A 20,133-nucleotide genomic window follows, 5' to 3' on the forward strand; every position below is an offset into this window, starting at 1 on the left:
AATGATACGCAGGTATTCTAGCGCCCCCGGCGGTAAAGTCACGCCCGTTTTATAAGGCAGGAAACGATATCAGGCGCTCTTGCGGAATTTATAGACGCCTTCAAGGTCGGGCCGCCCGAACAGGAACCCTTGCCCGTAATTGACTTCGTAATCCAGAAGCTCAAGCAGTTCCGGCTCGTGCTCCACCCGGTCGATGATCACCTCAACCCCGTTGACCTCCAGACGCCGCTTCTTGCGGATCATCTGCGCGAAATCGGCATATCCTTCTTCTTTTCCGAGGAATCGCTGGGCGGGAATTTTCAGGAACCGCACGTTACGCTGGTAAAGCGACAGGATATCATCAGGCAATATGGTGACATGGTCCAGCGAGAATCGGCAGCCCAGCTTGGTCATACCATCGAGAATCAGCCGCTCCCCGCTGGACAGCGATTCGAAATCCGCCTGCTTCATCTCGAAGACGAGCGAAGGGGCCATTTTCTTGTTCTGCGCGATGAACTTCAAAAGATCGTCCATGAAATCAGCATTCCGCAGGGTCGAAGGCTTGATGTTAATGAAATAAGTTGAAACCCGCTCGGTGTCGAAATTCAGCAGCAGCGCCTTGAGGCACTCCAGCAGCAGGATATTGTCGATGGACTCCATCAGCCGTTCCTCGACCGCAAGCTCCATGTAGCGTTGGGCGGGAAGGTAAAGCCCCGCCTTGGCGCGGATGCGCGCAAAAAGTTCATAGAAATTGGCATGGCGCTGCGGCAGGCGGACAATCGGCTGCAGGAAGATGTCGATCTGCTTGTTTTTGACGGCGTGGTGCAGCAACTCGCGCACCGCCATGTCGGTCAGCGCCTCGGTATTGGCGTAGATATCCTCATTCGCCACGATCTGCGCGGTGCGCGTGGCACGCAGGACTTCGCCTGAAACGGGCTTCGGCGCACTCGAATCGTTGGAATGCGGCGGTAAGCCTTTTCGGGGTTTCAGGAAGGCGGGCACAATGCGCTCCATACCCTTGCCGGAATCTTCGTCAGCCATCTGCTCCTTCATCTCCAGAACATCCCCGCGGTTCGGCGTATGCCGCCCGACCGCAAGGCTCTGTTCTTCAAGCGTTTCACGAAGCCCCAGTATATCAGATTCATTTTTTATGACAATTTTTTCCATCGCGTTCATGCGGCGGTACAGATGCTGCACGGTTTCCAGAAACTCCATGCCGATCTCGTCCCGGCGGTCGGAGGTCATGTTGAAGAAGCACCCGACGAGGATGACCGAGGCGACAAAAAGCGCCAGTTCAAGGGAAACGGAGGACAGGAAAGCGACCATGACGCAGCAGATCAGGAACATCGAAGCCGCAACGACACGCATAAAGCCTTCGGTCTTGCTGGTTTTGGGAGTCTGCCTCACCCGGCCATCTTCAGTCATCATGCCGCTTGCTCCGCGCCATTCGTGTGCCCGTCGCGGTGATCCGCCCCGACGGCCTCACTGATATGGCTGAACCCGTCACGCGAGAGCAGCCCGAGCAGTTCCCGGCAAATGGAGGAGGCGATCTCCGGCCCGCGGTAAACAAGACCCGTGTAAAGCTGCACCAGCGAGGCGCCCGCCCGGATTTTCTCGTAGGCATCCTTGCCGCTGAACACGCCGCCGACCCCGACGATCGGCAACCGCCCATCAGTCAGGCGATAAAAATTGCGGATGGCCTGAGTAGCCAGAGGCCGCAGCAACTTGCCGCTCAGTCCCCCCGATTGGGACGCAAAGGATTTGGGCAGGGCGTCAGGACGTGTGATCGTCGTATTCGTCAGGACGATGCCGCTCACGCCCGACTCAAGAAGAACATCGGCAATAGGCTTCTGCTGATCTTCGGGAATATCGGGTGAAAGCTTGACCAGCAGGGGCGGCGGCGCAAGCTCACCCGTTGCCCCAATCAGAGTCTCCATCAGACTTTTGAGTAAAGCCCGCAAGGGCTCCTGCTCCTGCAAATTCCGCAGCCCCGGCGTGTTGGGCGAGGAAATATTGACCGTCAGGTAATCCGCCTTCGGCGCAAAAGTGCGGATCAGGGCGTTATAATCCTCCGCCGGCTCCTTCTGATCTTTATTCATGCCGATATTCACGCCCACGATTCCCGGCGGCGGTATGTCTTCGCTTTTAAAGCGTTCGAAATTCTCGGCGAAAACCGCCATCCCCTCTCCGGGAAAACCCATCCGGTTGATAATGGATTCGCTGCCCGGATCGCGGAACACGCGGGGCAGGGGATTGCCCGCCTGCCGCAAAGGGGTCACGGTTCCCGCCTCCATGAAACCGAATCCCATCTCCAGAACCGGGCGGATAACTTCGCCGTTCTTGTCGAACCCTGCCGCCAAACCGACAGGGTTTGGGAACTTCAGATCCCAAATCGTCTGCTCAAGCTCTGCGGCCTGTATTCGCGGCGGCACCGGCATGAACCCTGATTTCATGAACTTGAGGGTCATTCGGTGGGCTTTTTCGGGTTCCAGCTTGAAAAGAACCGGGCGGGCAAGTCGGTAAAGACCTAGCATAAAAAAAGGCTACGCAATTTCCCTGAATCGGTCCAGACCGCTTTGAGGGTTATCCGCAGGATCATGTTGATATCTTGTGAAGGGACAAAATTGGGTTCAATCCCGCCCGATATGTTTAAGCCCGACCCGCAGGTACTGCGCCCCGGTCACCAGCGTAAGAATTGTAGCGGCAAGGAGAAGGATCAGGCCGATTTCAAGGGTAAAGGGAGCATAAGGTCCGAGAATGAGAAACCCGGTAGCCACCATCTGCGCGGTCGTTTTCCATTTGGCTAGGACGCTGACGGGCATCTGGATGTTCTTGGGACCGAGATATTCCCGTAATCCCGAAACCAGAAACTCCCGCGCGAAAATCAGCAGCACCAGGAGAATCCACAAGCCGGTGATCCGCCCGAACGCCACCAGTAGAACAAGAAGAGTGGCCACAAATATTTTATCAGAAATAGGATCAAGAAAAGTCCCGAACGGTGTAATCTGGTTATATTTTCTGGCCACATACCCGTCAAAAAAATCTGTCACGGCGCTCACGACGAAAACCACAAAGCACAACCACGCCGCAACCGCCCCCCATGAAGCCTCAAGATAAAAAAGCGCAATCATGACCGGAAGCAGCAGCAACCGGGCAAAAGTCAGAATGTTGGCGAGATTGTCTTTGATAAAATCCATAAAACAAAACTAATCAATTCAGCGCAAAAAGAACACCGTAAAAACAAAACCCGGCCGTAGCCGGGCTGAATTGTGAGTTTTGTAAAGTCTACTCGGCATTGTAAGCCGATGGATCGAAGCCCAAAAGTTGCCTCCGGCCCTCGTCGGAAAAGCCCGACATCGCCGCGAGTCTGAATTCGGCGTACATAGCGGTAGCCCTGCCGGTCAAGCCTTTGTACAAGGATGGATTAATTCTCGGGGCCACGGCTTCGAGGAAAAAACCCTGCGCAGTAGGACGCTGGACATGAGCCCGATCCCCGTCACTATTAAAATGCGCCTTCATTCTGTCGGCAAACCCATCGGGCCAGCCCTTCATGACCTCGGGGCGTCGGTCAATAAGCCCTTGCATGGTGCCAAGAGGATGATTGATTCCCTCTCTGATTTTAAGGCAACGCAGAGACAGGAGAACCTGCTGCTCCGTTGCTCCGCCCTGAAAAGCCTGTCCGATAAGGCCCACAAGCGTGTGAGCGTTCTCAGTCTCGGAGCCCCGGTTTCTCATATATTGAATCGAATTAAGATATGACTCGGAAAGGCTGTTCGAGTTAACATAGTAAGCTCCAGACGAACCCTTCATGATTTCACCCCTGAAATTCCTCAATATTAATTACATAAAAATATAGGGAATAAAGAAAACAAAGTCAAATTTGTCAGTCCCGCCGGACCGCAAAGACCCCGATTAAAGCCTGATGATCCGACCCGAACGAAGGTTCGGCCTTGGGCTAATTCAAAGCACAGCACAGAGGATAAAGCCAAATCAACGGCTTACCAGTTACATTCGTAGTGATCAGGGTTAAAGCCAAGCAAGCTCTTCCGGTCTTGGCCGCTGATAAGCTCAAGGCCTTTAAGAGCTGCTTCCGCAAAGCGGGCACGGACAGGCTTCGCAAGTTCCCGAAACTGGTATCGTCTTGGAGCTGTAGCTTCAACGAATAGTTTTCTGGCTTTCTGCTGAATTTCCGTGAGGGGGTTAGTCTTTGTGTCCTCCTGTTCACGCACCATCGTACGGATATGACTGGTAATTTTATTCATATCATAAATGCTTTCTGAGGGGTCTTGCTTCTCCAGCCTACGCAACACGCCCTTAAGAGTAAGGTTATCGGGATTTCGAATCTGCATACACCGGATGGACAAAAGGACTGTTTCTTCGGGAATTCCGCAATTTAGGAGATAGTTCATATAATTAAGTAACTGGCTGACGTCCGGAGCCTCCCGGTTGAGTTTTACCCTCACTCCATTCATAACGATTTCGGGGCTGGGAAGATGTCGACTCGGGTCATCTTGCCAATGCTCCAAATCGCGCATGACCAACTCATTATTCCAGATTCTCGAAAGGCCGGACTGCCAGTCCCTTTCCACCGCTTATCCCCAAAAGTTATTTTTTATTCGCTGTGCGTGATTTTACAGAAAAAAGAATAGGGTGTCAATTTTCCCAAAGCTCTCACGGAAAGCCAAAAACTCCAACCAAAGCCTGATGATCCGACCCGAACGAAGGCCCGACTTTAATCTCAAGCGCCGTCAACCCCGGCCCGTAAGCCATGTGGTCGATGGGAATTTTAAGAAACGGCAGAGTGAAATAGGAAACCCACGTCCCCGGCGGAAAAACCCCGTAAGTTTGATACTTCAGGCCCGAAACCTTCAGAAAATCGGAAAAATAAGGGGAATAGGGTGTGATGTTCCAGTCCCCCACAGCAATCTTATAGGGCGATTGATCCTGCGCGATCCAGTCCGCCAGCCCAGCCAATTCTGCATTTCGTCGAGCCTGCCCGCGCCGCGGCAGCGGAACCCGCGTATGGACAGAATAGAAAGCGATGGGCGCTTTGAAACCTTCCGGCTGAATCTCGACCCGCGTCCCCCGTGTACCGATGATATCCGGCGCGACCTTTTTTCGTTCAACGGAAAGCGGCTTATGGCGGCTCAGGATCAGGGAAAAATCCGGCCCGACTCCATCTGCCGGTTCCGCGTAAGGATAGTTCTGTGCAGTCAATCCGTGCAGGGCATCGGCATCCTCCGGCTCGATCTCCAGAAGAAAAACGATATCGAAACTATCCGGGCTTTGATTGAGCCAGTCCGCAATCGCCGCATAATTCTCGTTGTCGTAGTGTTTATTGTACTGAGCGATGCGAAGGATATTCCGCTCCTTGGCGTCTCGCGGCGGGGCCGAAAAGCGCCACGGTTCGGCCAGAGGCAAGCGCGTTTCGTAAAAGGACGTCAGGGAAACAGCCAGCATAAGTAACGAAAGCGGATACATTTTCAGAACAAACAGAATCGCGCAAAACACCAGCGCAAAAAAAGCATATTGAACGAGGAAATGACTGAGGAGATCGGAAAACCAGTGCCACCGGGCGAGATGAGCGGCGCCGTAACACACGGCCAGCAGAACCGACAGCAGCACAAACCATTTGCCGGGTATTCCAAGCAAGGCGGGATCAGGGCTCATTCTTTTTCCGCGCATCCGGCTCAAGCTGGTAAACCGCCACGACCGCATGATGGTCGGACCCCAGCGAAGGGCCGCGCCGCTTGTCGATCAGGGTCATATTGCCCCTATGCAGGATATGGTCGATCGGAATCTGGAAAAAGGAATAGTATTGCGCCGGCCATGTGGGAAGGAAAAAGCGGCTCATCGTTTGGTTCTTGAAGCCCGTGCTTTCAAGGAGCCTTGAGAAAAAAGGCGAATAGGGCGTGATGTTCCAGTCGCCCAGAAGGACAATATTGGAGTTTCTATCCTTATGGTTATAGTTGATGATCGACGCAGCATGATCGAGTTCGGCATTGCGCTGCTCAAAAAACCACGAACGCAAGGGCGGCGGTGTATGAAGCGCGTAGAAGCTTACAGGCGCAAAGCCCTTAATTTGGATTTTGGCGATCAGAATAAAATTTTTAAGCCCGCTTTTGACAATGATTTGGCTGAACGTTACCGATTTAGATTTAAACGGATGCCGACTGGCCGCCACCATCCCGAATGCGTTTTCCTTTGGGAAAAGAAGTTGATAAGGATAAGCCTCCTTCATATCCTTTTTCAAAGCCTCGGCATGGGTGTCGTTCGCCTCAAGAATAAAGAAAATATCAGGATTTTCGGCCTGGATGAAATCGACCATCTCCTGATGAGAGGTTAAACTGTGATGGCGGTTGTAGGTGATGACCTTGAGCAGGCCCGACCCTGCAAGCGCCTCCGCCGTGGGCGGCGGGATATAATCAATGCGGCTGATGATTTCATACCCGCACAGCCCGCAAAGCACGATCATGGCAAGAACGCAAGGCCAGAGCTTTCGGGCCAGCGCCAGTAACGAAAATACAACCGCAAGCAGGGCGTACTGCAAGAGAAAATGCCGGAAAAGGTCAAAAACCCAGAAATAGGCCGCGCCCAGCGATAGGACATAGGCGACGGCCAGCAGGATGCAAAGCAACCGGATCCAGTTGTTGAAATTATCGAGCTTTGATATTGCGCCCGTAACACTTTTAAAGGAAACCATGGCACATGATGCTGACGATCCCGGAGAGAGTCAACGCTTCAGGCGCAAAGATTTTTCAAAGAATTAGGCGTTGGCCGCCTTCTTGTCCTTTTCGGCTTCCGGATCGCGCAGAACGTACCCGCGGCCCCAGACGGTCTCGATATAGTTGCTGCCGTCCGTGGCCTCAGCCAGCTTCTTGCGAAGTTTGCAGATGAACACGTCGATGATCTTGACCTCCGGCTCATCCATCCCGCCATAAAGATGATTCAAGAACATCTCCTTGGTCAGGGTCGTACCCTTGCGAAGGGAGAGAAGCTCAAGAATACCGTACTCTTTTCCGGTCAGGTGCAGCGGCTTTCCATCGGCTTCCACCGTGCGCGTATCGAGATTGACCTTAATTTTGCCAGTCTGGATCAGGCTCTGCGAATGACCCTGCGAACGCCGGACGATGGCTTGAATCCGGGCGACCAGTTCGCGTTTGTCGAACGGCTTGGTCAGATAATCATCGGCCCCGAAGCCCAGCCCCTTGATCTTGTTATCCAGTTCTGTAAGTCCGGAAAGGATCAAAATAGGGGTTTCCACCTTGGAGGCGCGGAGTTGCTTCAGCACCTCATATCCGTCCATATCCGGCAGCATCAGGTCGAGAATGATGATGTCGTAATCGTAGATTTTCCCGATCTCCAAGCCGTCTTCGCCCAGATCGGTCGTATCCACGATATAGCCTTCGGACTTGAGCATCAGCTCAATGCTCTTGGCGGTTGAGGTGTCATCTTCGACGAGCAATACACGCATATGAAAAATCCCCTGATACTGAAAAGGTGCAAGATATAAAGTGGCTCACTTTATTAACAAATATCTTAACAAATATTAAAGACAGCGACAAATCCTTTCCGCACCTTATTAACTATTAAATTTTTTTTATAAGCATATGATAAAAAACAATAATGTTTAATTTCCCTTTCGCTCGGAAGGCTGGTAAACTATCCACAGCGAAAAACGCATTTTCTTGAAACAATCACCCCTTTTTATCGTAAACTCACCTGATGGACAGGCTGGCGGAACAGGCCATAACGGCGATTGACAGACTCCCGACCGTGGAATTTTACGGTCAGGTGACCAAGATTCTCGGCCTTTTGGTGGAAATCGCCGGGGTCAGCGACCGCCTGACCGTTGGCTCGGTCGTGCATCTCTGTCCAAGGAAAGACAGGAGAATCCCCTGTGAGGTCATCGGCTTTCGTGAAAAACAGGCGCTTTTGATGCCGTTCGGCACGCTGGACGGTATCGGGCTGGGGTGTAAGGCAGTAATTCAGGCTCAGGAACCCGTGGTCAACCCCGGCGAAGCTTGGCTCGGGCGCGTCCTGAACGGTTTGGCCGAACCCATAGATGGAAAGGGGTTTCTCCCGCAGGGATCAGCCCCTGTCCCGCTCCGCAACCGCCCGCCCGTGGCCCATGCAAGACAAAGGCTCGGCCCGCAACTCGATCTCGGCGTTCGGGCCGTGAACAGTTTTCTCCCGCTCCGGCAGGGGCAAAGGATGGGGATTTTCTCCGGCTCCGGCGTGGGAAAGTCGGTCCTTCTGTCCATGATGGCGCGATACACCGCCGCCGATGTCTCGGTCATCGGGCTGGTCGGCGAAAGGGGCAGGGAGGTACAGGAATTTCTCGACGACGATCTGGGGCCGGACGGTCTGGCGCGTTCCGTTGTGATCGTGGCGACGGGCGATGAACCCGCTCTGATGCGCCGTCAGGCCGCGTATCTGACGCTTTCGGTGGCCGAATATTTCCGCGATCAGGGCAAACAGGTGCTGTGCCTGATCGACTCGGTCACGCGCTTTGCGATGGCCCAGCGCGAAATTGGTCTCTCAGCGGGCGAACCGCCGACCTCGAAGGGCTATCCGCCCACCACCTTCGGAGAACTGGCCCGCCTTCTGGAGCGGGCAGGAGCAGGACCGCAGGGGCAGGGGTTTATTACAGGCCTGTTTTCCGTTTTGGTCGAGGGGGATGATTATAACGAGCCGATTTCCGACGCCGCCCGGGGGATTCTCGACGGCCATATCGTCATGGACCGTAAGATCGCCGACCGGGGCCGCTATCCGGCCATCGACATTCTGAAATCTATCTCCCGCTCCATGCCCAACGTCTTTAGCGACTGGCAGAACGGCGTGGTCCGCAAGGCCAAGCAGGTGATCACGGTCTATGAGGACATGGCTGAACTGATCCGCCTCGGTGCATACAGGCGCGGCACCGACCCCGCCGTAGACGAGGCGATCCGTCTCTATCCGCAGCTTGAAAATTTTCTCTCGCAGAACAAGGACGACTCTGCGACCATAGAGGACAGCTTTAACAGGCTGGCCGCCATTCTCGGCATGAACGCATAAAAAAAACCGGAGCCTTGCTCCGGTTTCTTCAATACATAAAAAGAAAGAGTTATGAAATTTATTCGGCCCGCCACTTTTTCTTTCTCGGCCCAAGCCCGCCCTGCTGCTGCGCGGCGCGCTTCTCCTTAAAAGCTTTACGCTTTTCCTTGATCTGCGCTTTCTTCTCCTCGGGCAAGGCATCATATTTGGCCTTGGCGGTCTGGACCTTGGCGCGGCGCTCATCGGCTTTGACCTTTTGTTCCGGGGTCAGAGTCTCATAGCGCTTCGCGGCGGCTTCCTCGATCGCGGCTTTTTTCTCTTCGGGTGAAAGGCTCTGGAAATTGGCTTTCTTTTCCTTAACCTCGTTGAGAACCGCCTCCTGCTCTTCAGGAGACAGGGAGTCAAAGTGATCTTTTTTCTCCTTGAGTTTAGCCTTCCGGGCGTCAAACGCCTCCTTCTGCTCATCGGTCATATTATCGTATTTTTCCTGAATGCGGGGATGCGTGGACGCCGTATCCGCCACCTCCTCAGCAAAGGCGGCACCGGAAAGGCAGTGGATGCAAGTAACTGTTAAACAAAGGAAAAAAATCTTGATAAAATGGCTCATGTCCGAAACTCTCACTATTTTATGGCACTATCCTTCCTATCGTGCCATTTTTATATAAATAAAAGATTTCAGGTATGTAATTTTTTGTAAACAGGGTGGGGCGTGTCGGTCAGGTTAAAAGATTTCACTACCAATGACCAGCGCATGACGGCGCTGATGGCGCTTCCGGGCTCCTCTTATATCCCGGACGCGGCGGAGATCTTTAACCCGAAGCAAACCGCGGAGATCGGCCTGAATTTTGCTGGAGTGACGATGCCGCAAAGCTGTTATCCGGCGCTGGGCACGATGGGCCTGACCTCCAGCATGGCGGTCATCGCGCATAACCCGGTGACGCAGGCGACGGGCTTAGCGCATCTCACGCACGAGGGACGCCTGGAGGCGCTCTCGGCCACGGGGGAGGAGGCGCTCCGTGAGATGCTCACCAAAGTCGGCGGAGAAAATATTGGGATCCGCCTCGTCGGCCCGCAGTTGCGCGGCCCCGTGGTCGATGGCTTTATCAATAACGTCCTTGATATTCTAAGCGAGTACGATGCAGATATCCTGAGCGCCGACTTCCGCGGCAAGGAAAGCCCGCACAGCATCGCCGTCCATGCCGGAAAGTGGGAGGAGGGGCTTGTCCGGGGTTCTGTGAACGTTTTTAGTCACGCCGTGAAAGGCACAAAAGGTGCGGATATGAAACGCCGCCGCTCCGAGACCGTCTCGCTGGCCGGAATGGTGCGCCTCGAGCACAAGAATGACACCAGGATTGTCTATTACGGTGAAGACGCGCTACAATCGGCTCCTGAACCTGTGCTTCCCTAAACTTCCTTGCTTTATACCATGGCCAATCTCAAACCCCTGATCCGCGTCCGCAAGCACGCGATCGAACAGAAGCAGAAATACCTCGCCGGCCTCTATCGGGAGGCGGAGGAGCATGAGCGCCAGAAACAAAAGCTGATCGACGAATTCGCGCACGAACGCAAAACCATACAGGAAATGGGCGCGGATATGCTGAGCTTCTTCGGCGCTTACTCCAAGGCCGTCGAGAAAAAGCGCGAGCAGATCGACGCTGCGATTACAAAACTCGAAACCCGAATTGTCATCGCACAGGATGATATGCGGCAGGCTTACGCCGATTTGCGCCGGATCGAGATTGTTCAGGAAAAGCGCGACCGTGACGCGGCGCAAGCTTTGGCCAAAAAGGAATCGCAGGAGCTGGATGAAATCGGCATCACCCGCTTTCTCGCGCAGGCCGAGGAAGCCCGCTAGCCCCGCTTAGTAATTCGCGGAAAACGAATAGGCTTTATCCGCCTGTACCGTGACCCACTGATCCGCCCCCGTCTGGAAAATCAGACCGCCCGTAAGCGAAACCTCCGCCAGCGCCTCGGTGAACAATCCGCGCATCTCCTGTTCCATCGCTTTTGAAAACGCCTGCTCGGTCCGCAGGATCAAATCGAACCGCTTCGCACCCTTGAGATAAAGCGCATCCATCTGGATTTTCCCCATCCGGCTGAGATCGAGATTGATGATGAAACGCGTACTGCCCTTCTCACCGTTTTGTCCGCTGCGGGAATCCTGATCCTGCCGATAAAAGACCGGAACCTTCAGCAACTGGTTCTGCCAGTAAAGCGGCAGGCTCAAGGCCTTCCAATCCTGCCCCACGGGCTCGGACGCCGCTCGGGAAAGGCCGGACATTTCTTGAGAGAAGCGCGAAAGCACATCGCCGCGCCCCGAACGACGCAGGGCATCGACCGCCTTCCCGCCAAGCCATCCTTCGACATCGCCCGCCCGCACAGCGGCGATGAAGAACAGCGCCGTAGGCGCAAGATTCTGCGGATTCGAAGGGCTAGGCAGCATATTGACGAACGCCTGCGCGGCTTGCGGCGCAACCTGCGGCAGGATCGTCAGCATCTCCTGCAACACGGGCCACGTCTCCGCAGCAAGAGTAAAAAGGGGCGCAGCAGGCGCTAGCAGGGTCGTTAAAAGCGCCGAAGGCGCGTTCACGGGCGAAAGGGAAATCTGCGTTCCTTGCGGAGGTATTACGGGAATATCAAGAAGCGCAAAGGTCTGCGGCGCTGCACCGGCCGGAAAAATGATTTGCACCGCCAGCGCCGCCTTGTCAGCGATAGGGCCAAGGACAACCGCCAGCGCATCCCCCGCCCGCAGCGGAGAGATAAGCCCGGAAACTTCAGAGCGTTGCGGGTCATCGAGGAAAAACAGCGCCGAGGATTCGGTTTGGGTAATACGAAATGTCAGACTCTCAGGGAGGGGCGGAGCCTCGAATGAGAGCCGAAAATCCGCAACCGGAACCTGCAAACTTGAAGGCGTTAGCAGAAGCAGACTCTTGGTGATGCGCGTAAGGGCAGGTTCCAGCGTAGAGGCAGCGGGAAGGCTCCCCCCCGGAAGGGAAAAACGCTCTGGCGTTCCCAAAGAAACAGGCAAAGGAAAAAACGCCTCGGGTTTGAGGACGCCATTCAGACCCGCCCCTGACACGGTCAGCGATTTTAAAAGCTCAAAAATCTCCTGCTCGGCAACCTGCACGGTCTTACGGGCGGAAAACGCGGCGCTGTCCAGACTCGTCTGAACAATGTCAGGCTCAACAGGAAGAATTCGAACAGCCTCCGGGTCGGAAACCGCTACGGCCCGCACGATCCGGTCACGCAGAACCTCCGGCGAATAAGCTTGCTCATTTGCGGGCGCGGTCTGAGGTCTCTCCAAACGCACTTCAATTTCGGTCTGCGATGTGCGCGGGATATCGCGCTCAGGCGGGGCAGGGCGCAGATCGGCAGTGCGCGGCGGGCGTCCGGGTGGAACGCGGATTTCAACCCGCTCCCCTTTTTCGAGATTGAGCGGACGGTCGCTCTCAACGCTCACCTCGCCCTGATCGGTGAGAATCCGCACCGCACTATCGCCCTCTCTGCGGATCACTTCCCCGCGCAGGATCGCGGCCTTCTGCACATCGTACAACCGCTCAGGGAGGGAGACGATCCGCACGCTGCGGCTGTCCTCCGGCACGTTCACGCGCAGCGTCGGCTCAACGGCGGAGGGCGGAACACGGGGAATGCGGGAATCAGCCATAACACAAGCTTAACGCAGAAAGCCCACTCTTAGAAACAGAGATGGCAAAGGCTCTAATTTTAATATTAGTTAAAACGTAAGCGCCCTATTACTTTGGTTTTCTAAATATATAGTAGATAAAATACGAAGATAACAAAGCCATTTGAGAAGCTATAGAAACAAAAAAAGTTAGGCCTAAGCCCACGAAAAACACCAATACATATGAATCATATAAAGCGGTGTAGCCTGTCCGCTTTAAGAAGAATTGAGCTATGATGCTTGAATAAAAGACCACGGAAAGACTGGAAATAAACAACACAACTGCCGTAAAAACCAGCAACCTTTTTTCGGGATAAGAAATTTTTTCCAAATTTTTTTCTCCCTTTTCGCGATGCCTTAAAGGATTGTGTTTGTTGTAATCAACGTTGTAATAAAAAAGAACTGAGTAGTAGAAAGTTACTATAAGAAATAAAATACCAAAGTAGTCAAAAAACTCCATGTAAGTATGTAGTAAGTAATTTTTCTCATTATTCAGTGGAAGAAAGTGACTGATTTCGTCAGGCCCAAGCATTACATATAGAGTGTAGCTAAAAACAAATACGGCTAACGAAAGCAGGCGCAGAATAAAGCCGAGCCTGTAAATAATGTAATCGTCATCCTCATGGATCATTTCTTGCTTTCGAATGTTTCCTATATTCAAGACTGATCGGTCGTAAACGCGTTTCTCTATCGGCGGCAATGAAAACAAAGGCATCTTTGTCTTTCCTTTAAACTTAAAAAAAACGCCGCTAATTCCAAATACAGCGGTTCCTTAAACATATACCATAAAAAAAATCAGCCGCGGGCCGCTTTGAGCTTGGCCGCTTCGACCAGAACCGTCACCCGCTTGGCGATTTTCTCGACATCCATAGCGGCCTCGGCATTGGGCGTGCGGTTGAGGATAGGCGTCTGGCTGCGGATGCACTCTTTAACCCGCGCATCCTGCCGGATCAGGCCCATAAGCGGCGGCGATAGGCGCAGGAAATTCTCGCAGGCCTTCAGCAGGGTCTTATAGGTCTTCTCGCCCTCGCTGATGTTCGTCGCCATATTGATGACGATATTGATATTGCGCGAGACCCCTGCGGCAGCACCAAGCTTGATGAAGGCATAGGCGTCGGTCAGCGCCGTCGGTTCGTCCGTCGTCACGAGCAGGGTACAGGCCGAACTGGCCGAAAACAGCCGCACCGTGCGGTCCACACCGGCGCCAAGGTCGGCAATAACCACATCATACGTCGCAGCCACCTCAAGAAGCTGGTCGCGAAGAAGAGCAAGCCTCTGGCTGGGCAGCGCGGACAGCGAAGCCTGCCCCGACCGCCCGGCGATAATATCAAACGAACCTTCCTCAAATCTTTGAATCACCTTGTCGAGGCCGAGCCGTCCGCGAATGACATCGTTCAGGTCGCGCTTGGGCATCAGGCCGAGCTGAACATCCACATTGGCAAGCCCGAGATCGCCGTCAAACAAAAGAACCTTCTTCCCACTCTTGGCCAGCGCATGGGCAAGGGTAACGGAAAACCAAGTCTTGCCGACCCCGCCCTTGCCCGAGGCCACGGCGATCAGGTTATCGGCGCGCTTGATCGTCACGGGATGGGACAGCGGCGATTGGGCGTCATCGGGCGTCATTTCGGTCATGTCCGTTTCCCTGACTCCGGAGTGGGTTTAAGGATGCGCCTTGTACGCGTGTCACGAAACGCACTGGGCATCAACAATCTAGATAACGTTTTTGGATTGAGCGGCGCAAGCCCCTGCGCGACCATCGCGGTGTGGCTGTAATCGCTCAAAGACAAGGAGCCGTGGTGCGCCGCGGCCAGTATTCCGCCCAGTCTGCGGGCGATATCAATTCTTGTGGGTAACACTTCCCCCACGCCGATGGCGGCAAAAACACGGGCCATCTCTCCGGATTCATCCGCATCGATTCCCCCCGGCAGGGCAAGAACGGGCCGCGCCTGCACGGACAGGATCAGGCGGGCAAGAACCTTGACGTCCTCCGGCTGGAACGGGTTCAGGCCGGAGGTATCCACAACAATCTGATCGTGCGTTTCCGCCATCCGGTCGATCAGGGTTTTCAGTTCACCGACATTGGCGGCTTTTTGCAGCTTGATATCCAGCAGCCGCGTGAAAGCCTCAAGCTGCTCGACACCGCCGGCGCGCACGGTATCCGTAGAGATCACGCCGATATTCAGGCCGTTCATAGCCCCCCGCGCCGCCAGCTTGGCCACAGCGAGAGTCTTACCTGACCCCGGCGGCCCGACCAGCATCAGCGGTTTTTTGACCGAAGCGATGGGCAGAGGCTTGAAGGTAAACAAATGCTCGACCGCGGCGATCAGCGCCACTCCCGGCTCGTCCAGCCCCATGACGCTGGCGCAGGACACGACCTGATCGATGATCTCGTCGGGGACGGCATGGCGCAGCATGGCCTCCGTCAGTTTTTCGACCACAGCCCCGCTTTCCATCTCGCGGTCGTATTGCAGCCATTCCTCTTTTTCTGAAAGCCCGCGGGGGCCGATCTCAAAGGCCGGCTCGACGGCGGCGGTCACCCGCACGGCCTTGCCTCCGGCTTCTTCCTTGGTGGCCACGATGATAGCCTCTTCGCCCAGAGCCTTACGAACCATTTGCATCGCTTCTGTCATGGTGGTGGCGGTAAACGTCTTTAAACGCATGGAAAATCAGCTGCGAATCACTCGTTAAGTATAAATTGTCCCGAATCGGATGGCCAGAGTATAAACCTAAAAATTCCGCCCTTCACCCAAATTATCGCAACTCATTAGGGAAGGATTTTTTTGTCGGGATCGTTTTTCTAGGGTAAAATGGGAGAAACCGAAGGGGAACAGTCAGATGCCGAGAGTCTCTAAGAAACTGCTTTTATCCTGCGCCGTGATAGGAGCTTCAATCTTTCATACGGCCCTGGCAAAAGCAGAGGAGCAAAAAAGCGAAACACTGCAGTCGGCGCCCATATCCGTTCCGGCGCCGCAGACGCTCAAAGCCCTGACCCGCGAGGCCATCGAGGCCTTTTACGAAGAAGCCTCTCGGGTTCAGCTTGAAAAAATAGAGCGGACCGTTGCGTTTTTGAAAAAGCATATGCATGAGGATTCCATCAGCACGATGAAGATTCTCTCGCACGTTCCCGGCGCCCAGAGCGTCAGCGAGGTCATGACTCTGAACAAGAAACAGCTCATCCTGAAAACCAAGGAGGGGGCGCGGAGCACCAAGGTCAAATCGCTCAAGACCAAAATCATCGCCGTGAATCTGCTGGAGGAGGGGCGTAAGGCCAAAGTCAAGGATACGTCTTTCGGCGTGTCCCTCATGCGCGTGGCTTCGCCCTATGGCAGCGTGATGCTGATGGAGGCCGAGCAGTCGATGTTCTGCGACGACGAATTGGCCTTGTCCGCCGAGGGTGTCATCCAGATACTCAAGAGCAAATGCAACGTCGAACTCTCGATGGAAGAGAAAAAGTAAGCCCTAAATCTGCCCCAGCGTGCGGATCCGCGCCTTCGGGTGGATTTCGTTCTGCGACATCACGACCGTCTGTGGCCGGAACCGCTCGATCACCGAGCGGACATAAGGCCTTATGCCCGGAGAGGTCAGAAGCACCGGCGAAACCCCCTCATGCGACAGGCTATCGTATTTCGTGCGAATCGCCGTGATAAATTCCTGCAGCTTGCTGGGCGGCATAGCCAAATGCTTTTCCTCCCCGTCCCCCATCAGGGATTCCATGAACGACCCCTCCCAATCGGGAGAGAGAGTCACCAGCGGCAGCACACCGTTGGCATCGGCATAGGTATCGCACAACTGCCGCGACAGGCGGCTGCGGACGTGTTCGCTGATCTGCGCGAGGCTCTTGGTGTAAACGGCGGCCTCCGCAATCCCTTCAAGGATGGTCGGCAGGTTACGCACCGATATCCGCTCGGAGAGAAGATTTTGCAGGATGCGCTGCAAACCGCCGAGGGAAATCTGGCCGGGAATGACATCGGCGACCAGCTTCTGGTAGTCCCTGTGCATCTCGTTGAGCAGCTTCTGCGTCTCGGCGTAATTCAGCAGGTCCGGCATATTGTCCTTGATGATTTCCGTCAGATGCGTGGTAATCACCGTCGGCGCATCGACGACCGTATAGCCGCGGAAATGCGCTTCCTCGCGGTATTGCTGGTCGATCCACATGGCGGGGAGGCCGAAGGTCGGTTCGATGGTGTTCTCCCCCGGCAAACTGATCGAATCCCCGTTCGGGTCCATACAGAGCAGCATATTGGGACGGATATCGCCGCGCCCCGCGTGGATTTCCTTGATGCTGACGACATAGGTGGTGGAGGGCAGTTGGAGATTGTCCTGAATCCGCACCGCAGGCAGAACGTACCCCATATCCTCCGCCAGTTGCCGCCGCAGCCCCTTGATCTGGTCGGTCAGCTTGTTCCCGCCATCGCCCTGCACCAGCGGCAGCAAACCATAGCCAAGCTCCAGCCGGATCGTATCCATCGCCAGCGCCTTGGAAATCGGCTCGTCGGCGACGGCCGGTCCGCCCGGCTGCCCCGGCTTGGCCTGTACGGCGGCGGCCTCCTTCTCCTCCAGAGCAACCCGCTGAAAGGACACATAAGAAATCCCGGCCAGAATCAGGGCCAGAATCATGAAGGGGATTTTCGGAATACCCGGCATAAGACCGAGCATGAGGATCAGCACGGCGCTCATGGCCAGCGCCCGCGGATAGCGCCCGAACTGTTCGAACAACTGCTGCTCCGCCGAGCCCTCGACGCCCGCTTTGGAAACCAGAAGACCCGCCGCGACAGAAACAATAAGCGCGGGAACCTGACTCACCAGCCCATCGCCGATGGTCAGGACAGTATAATTTTGCGCGGCTTCGGCGAGTGTCAGTCCCTCTGAGACCGTGCCGATCACGATGCCCCCGATAATGTTGATAAACACGATCAGGATTCCCGCGATGGCATCCCCGCGTACGAATTTGGCCGCGCCGTCCATGGCCCCGAAGAAGTTGCTTTCCTGCTCCAGCTTTTTGCGCCGCGCCTTGGCTTCGTCCTCGGTAATCATTCCGGCGGAGAGGTCGGAGTCAATCGCCATCTGCTTGCCCGGCATAGCGTCAAGCGTAAACCGCGCCGCCACTTCCGCGATCCGCCCCGAACCCTTGGTGATAACGATAAAGTTAACGATGACGAGAATGGAGAACACAATCGCGCCGATGACGTAACTGTCCTTGATGATGAACGTCCCGAACGCCTCGATCACCGCCCCGGCGGCGTCATGACCGTTATGCCCGTTCTCAAGGATCAGCCGCGTGGACGCGACGTTCAGCCCTAGCCTTAAGGCCGTGGAAATCAGCAAGACGGTCGGAAAGGTCGAAAATTCCAGCGGCGTCTGGATAAACAAAACCGTCATGAGAATAAGGACGGAAAACGTGATGGAGATCGACAATCCGGCATCCAGCATGATCGTCGGCATCGGGATCAGCATAAACAGGATGATCGTGATGATGCCCAGCGCAAAAAGCACATCCGGCCGCATGATCGGCGAAAGCCGCGCCCCCACAGGGCTGGCACGGAATCTCTCCATAGACCCCGCAACGCCGGGAGCCGGACGCGGAGCGGGCAGATGGGATGTAGGACCGGTGGCCATGGGAAGCGCGAAAGAATTAAGACAAAACAAAAAAGACGGAAAAGCAGGATTCTGCCTCCTGACTCATTCTAGCGGTTCATCTCACGATATGCAAATCGGGGGTTTCTAAGTTAAAATAAGGAAAGGGGAGGCATATGCTGCTCTTGTGGATATACATCGCCGCCAATCTTTATATGGCGCTGTTGACATGGACAAGCTACCGGAAGATGCTGCATGGCCGCGGGCATGAATTTCTCTGGACGTTCGATAACGGCATTAATCTTTTCCTCTACTGGGTATTCATCACCTCCAGTTTCGAAATTGCCTTTTTCCACAGCCACAACCTCGGAGTCTTTTTGTTAAACGTGGCGCAGGTCGCCGCATTTATCGGCCTGATTAAAATCGGCACCAAGGATTTTTTCACCACAAAGGAAAACAGAGCCTAACCCGCAGCTCCGGCAGGGATTTTTAAGCCCTCGTCTTTGTACTGGTTGAGCTTGTTCCGCAGCGTACGGATGGAAATCCCCAGAACTTTCGCGGCATGGGTCCGGTTGCCCAGACAATGGTCAAGAGTGTTAAGGATCATGTCCCGCTCGACATCCGCAATCGTCCGCCCGATCAGATTCTCAACCGCGCCCTCGTTTTGCAGCGGCGCGGCCGCAGATGACGGCGCAACCGCAGGTCTGGCCGCAGCCGCCTCAGCCCCCGGAGAGGAAAGCGGACCGCTTTGCAGGAAGATCGCCGCATCCTCGATCTCCGGCTCGGCAGAGATCAGGATCGCCCGGTGCATGGTGTTCTCAAGTTCGCGGATATTTCCGCGCCACTGGCAATCCGTCAGCAGCCGCATCGCGCTGGCGGAGATTTTCTTGCTTGAAACCCCGTTGGCTTCGGCATATTTGTCGATAAAGAACTGCGCCAGAATCCTGATATCCCCGGGCCGTTCCCGCAGCGGGGGCAGGGCGAGGTTAACAACATTCAGGCGGAAATAAAGATCTTCCCGGAATTCGCCCTTCTGGACGGACTGCTCAAGATTCCGGTTGGACGTGGCGATAATCCGCACATCGACTTTGACAGAATCGTTACTGCCCACGCGGGTGATTTCCCGCTCCTGAATGGCGCGCAGCAGCTTGGCCTGAAGCTGCGGGTGCATCTCGCTGACCTCATCAAGGAGCAGGGTTCCCCCGCCGGCTTCCTCGAACTTTCCGATCCGCCGCGCACTTGCGCCGGTAAAGGCGCCCTTTTCATGCCCGAACAATTCCGACTCCAGAAGATTTTCAGGAATGGCCGCGCAGTTAACAGCGATGAACGGCCCGTTCTTGCGCTTGGATTTGGCATGGATATGCTTGGACATGACTTCCTTGCCCGTGCCGGATTCACCCGTAATCAGAACGGTCGCTTCCGAAGGCGCGATCTTGTCGGCCAGCTTGACCACCGCCTGCATGGAGGGGTCGTTGGCGATCATCTTGCTGTTGTCTTCAGTCACCGCCTCGATAATCGCCGCGATCAACTCGGCATCGGGGGGCAGGGGCACGTATTCCTTGGCCCCCTCCTGTATCGCCTTGACAGCCGCCCGCGCATCCGTGCTGACCCCGCAGGCGACAACCGGAAGATGAATACGCTCGGTCTTGAGCCGTTCGATGAAAGGGCCGATCTTTTGCTTGACGTCGATCATCACAAGGTCCGCGCCCTTGCCGTTCATCAACGCCCCCAAAGCCTGCTCGGTATCCTCGCAATGAATCACCTTGGCCCCGCGCTGGAGGGCGATCTTGCCCGCCTGGGTGATATAGCCTTCAAGCTGACCGATAATCATTAAACGCATAGTAAGTGAACCCTCGAACTAA

20 protein-coding genes are annotated in these 20,133 nt (G+C 55.1%); 5 read left to right on the top strand and 15 right to left on the bottom strand.

Annotated features, from left to right (window positions below; translation table 11 throughout):
- Positions 1-69: 69 nt before the first annotated feature.
- The 8 genes from IPN28_06440 to IPN28_06475 form a co-directional block, all read right to left on the bottom strand.
- Positions 70-1,407 (bottom strand): EAL domain-containing protein, encoded by a 1,338-nt coding sequence (locus tag IPN28_06440; protein QQS58449.1) that lies wholly within the window; start codon positions 1,405-1,407, stop codon positions 70-72.
- On the bottom strand, positions 1,404-2,513 hold the full coding sequence (locus tag IPN28_06445) for a quinone-dependent dihydroorotate dehydrogenase (GenBank protein ID QQS58450.1): 1,110 nt from the start codon (positions 2,511-2,513) through the stop codon (positions 1,404-1,406). Before IPN28_06445 ends, IPN28_06440 begins: the two co-directional genes overlap by 4 nt.
- A gap of 96 nt (positions 2,514-2,609) precedes the next feature.
- On the bottom strand, positions 2,610-3,176 hold the full coding sequence (gene pgsA, locus IPN28_06450; protein QQS58451.1) for a CDP-diacylglycerol--glycerol-3-phosphate 3-phosphatidyltransferase: 567 nt from the start codon (positions 3,174-3,176) through the stop codon (positions 2,610-2,612).
- Between the two features lie 88 nt (positions 3,177-3,264).
- Entirely contained in the window at positions 3,265-3,714 is a 450-nt protein-coding gene (locus IPN28_06455; GenBank protein ID QQS58452.1) for a hypothetical protein, read from the bottom strand.
- A 263-nt stretch (positions 3,715-3,977) separates the two neighbouring features.
- On the bottom strand, positions 3,978-4,514 hold the full coding sequence (locus IPN28_06460) for a hypothetical protein (GenBank protein ID QQS58453.1): 537 nt from the start codon (positions 4,512-4,514) through the stop codon (positions 3,978-3,980).
- A 136-nt stretch (positions 4,515-4,650) separates the two neighbouring features.
- Complete coding sequence (locus IPN28_06465) at positions 4,651-5,649, bottom strand: endonuclease/exonuclease/phosphatase family protein (protein ID QQS58454.1); 999 nt, start codon at positions 5,647-5,649, stop codon at positions 4,651-4,653.
- Positions 5,639-6,682 carry an endonuclease/exonuclease/phosphatase family protein gene (locus IPN28_06470; protein ID QQS58455.1) on the bottom strand — a complete coding sequence of 348 codons (1,044 nt, stop codon included), beginning with the start codon at positions 6,680-6,682 and terminating at the stop codon, positions 5,639-5,641. Before IPN28_06470 ends, IPN28_06465 begins: the two co-directional genes overlap by 11 nt.
- Positions 6,683-6,745: 63 nt before the next feature.
- Complete coding sequence (locus tag IPN28_06475; protein QQS58456.1) at positions 6,746-7,453, bottom strand: response regulator transcription factor; 708 nt, start codon at positions 7,451-7,453, stop codon at positions 6,746-6,748.
- A 251-nt stretch (positions 7,454-7,704) separates the two neighbouring features.
- Between IPN28_06475 and fliI the strand changes: the two genes are divergently transcribed.
- Positions 7,705-9,036, top strand: a complete 1,332-nt coding sequence (gene fliI, locus IPN28_06480) for a flagellar protein export ATPase FliI (GenBank protein ID QQS58457.1) — start codon at positions 7,705-7,707, stop codon at positions 9,034-9,036.
- 58 nt (positions 9,037-9,094) lie between these two features.
- On the opposite strand, the gene IPN28_06485 is transcribed toward fliI, so the two are convergent.
- Positions 9,095-9,622 carry a hypothetical protein gene (locus tag IPN28_06485; protein ID QQS58458.1) on the bottom strand — a complete coding sequence of 176 codons (528 nt, stop codon included), beginning with the start codon at positions 9,620-9,622 and terminating at the stop codon, positions 9,095-9,097.
- Between the two features lie 102 nt (positions 9,623-9,724).
- On the opposite strand from IPN28_06485, the gene IPN28_06490 reads away from it, so the two are divergent.
- The gene (locus IPN28_06490; protein ID QQS58459.1) at positions 9,725-10,423 is read left to right on the top strand and encodes a hypothetical protein; all 699 of its coding nucleotides are present in this window, start codon (positions 9,725-9,727) and stop codon (positions 10,421-10,423) included.
- 18 nt (positions 10,424-10,441) lie between these two features.
- On the top strand, positions 10,442-10,870 hold the full coding sequence (locus tag IPN28_06495; GenBank protein QQS58460.1) for a flagellar FliJ family protein: 429 nt from the start codon (positions 10,442-10,444) through the stop codon (positions 10,868-10,870).
- A gap of 6 nt (positions 10,871-10,876) precedes the next feature.
- Here IPN28_06495 and IPN28_06500 read toward each other — a convergent pair whose 3' ends face one another.
- From IPN28_06500 to IPN28_06515, 4 genes are all read right to left on the bottom strand, one after another.
- Positions 10,877-12,679, bottom strand: coding sequence for a hypothetical protein (locus IPN28_06500; protein ID QQS58461.1), 1,803 nt, complete (start codon positions 12,677-12,679; stop codon positions 10,877-10,879).
- 88 nt (positions 12,680-12,767) lie between these two features.
- Positions 12,768-13,412, bottom strand: coding sequence for a hypothetical protein (locus IPN28_06505; GenBank protein QQS58462.1), 645 nt, complete (start codon positions 13,410-13,412; stop codon positions 12,768-12,770).
- An 80-nt stretch (positions 13,413-13,492) separates the two neighbouring features.
- A complete protein-coding gene (locus IPN28_06510) occupies positions 13,493-14,329 on the bottom strand; it encodes a MinD/ParA family protein (GenBank protein QQS58463.1) in 837 nt (278 codons plus the stop codon).
- Positions 14,326-15,357: a GTPase gene (locus IPN28_06515; GenBank protein QQS58464.1), complete on the bottom strand. Its 1,032-nt coding sequence runs from the start codon at positions 15,355-15,357 to the stop codon at positions 14,326-14,328. The genes IPN28_06510 and IPN28_06515 overlap by 4 nt, the downstream gene beginning before the upstream one ends.
- 175 nt (positions 15,358-15,532) lie before the next feature.
- On the opposite strand from IPN28_06515, the gene IPN28_06520 reads away from it, so the two are divergent.
- Positions 15,533-16,153 (top strand): hypothetical protein, encoded by a 621-nt coding sequence (locus tag IPN28_06520; GenBank protein QQS58465.1) that lies wholly within the window; start codon positions 15,533-15,535, stop codon positions 16,151-16,153.
- Between the two features lie 3 nt (positions 16,154-16,156).
- Here the strand turns inward: IPN28_06520 and flhA are convergent, their stop codons facing one another.
- Entirely contained in the window at positions 16,157-18,250 is a 2,094-nt protein-coding gene (flhA, locus tag IPN28_06525) for a flagellar biosynthesis protein FlhA (protein QQS58553.1), read from the bottom strand.
- 197 nt (positions 18,251-18,447) lie between these two features.
- On the opposite strand from flhA, the gene IPN28_06530 reads away from it, so the two are divergent.
- Positions 18,448-18,738 (top strand): hypothetical protein, encoded by a 291-nt coding sequence (locus IPN28_06530; GenBank protein ID QQS58466.1) that lies wholly within the window; start codon positions 18,448-18,450, stop codon positions 18,736-18,738.
- Here the strand turns inward: IPN28_06530 and IPN28_06535 are convergent.
- Positions 18,735-20,111 carry a sigma-54-dependent Fis family transcriptional regulator gene (locus tag IPN28_06535; GenBank protein QQS58467.1) on the bottom strand — a complete coding sequence of 459 codons (1,377 nt, stop codon included), beginning with the start codon at positions 20,109-20,111 and terminating at the stop codon, positions 18,735-18,737. The genes IPN28_06530 and IPN28_06535 overlap by 4 nt on opposite strands.
- Positions 20,112-20,133: the final 22 nt, after the last annotated feature.

The sequence above is a fragment of the Alphaproteobacteria bacterium genome, from assembly GCA_016699735.1.
GTDB lineage: Bacteria > Pseudomonadota > Alphaproteobacteria > Micavibrionales > Micavibrionaceae > JAGNKE01.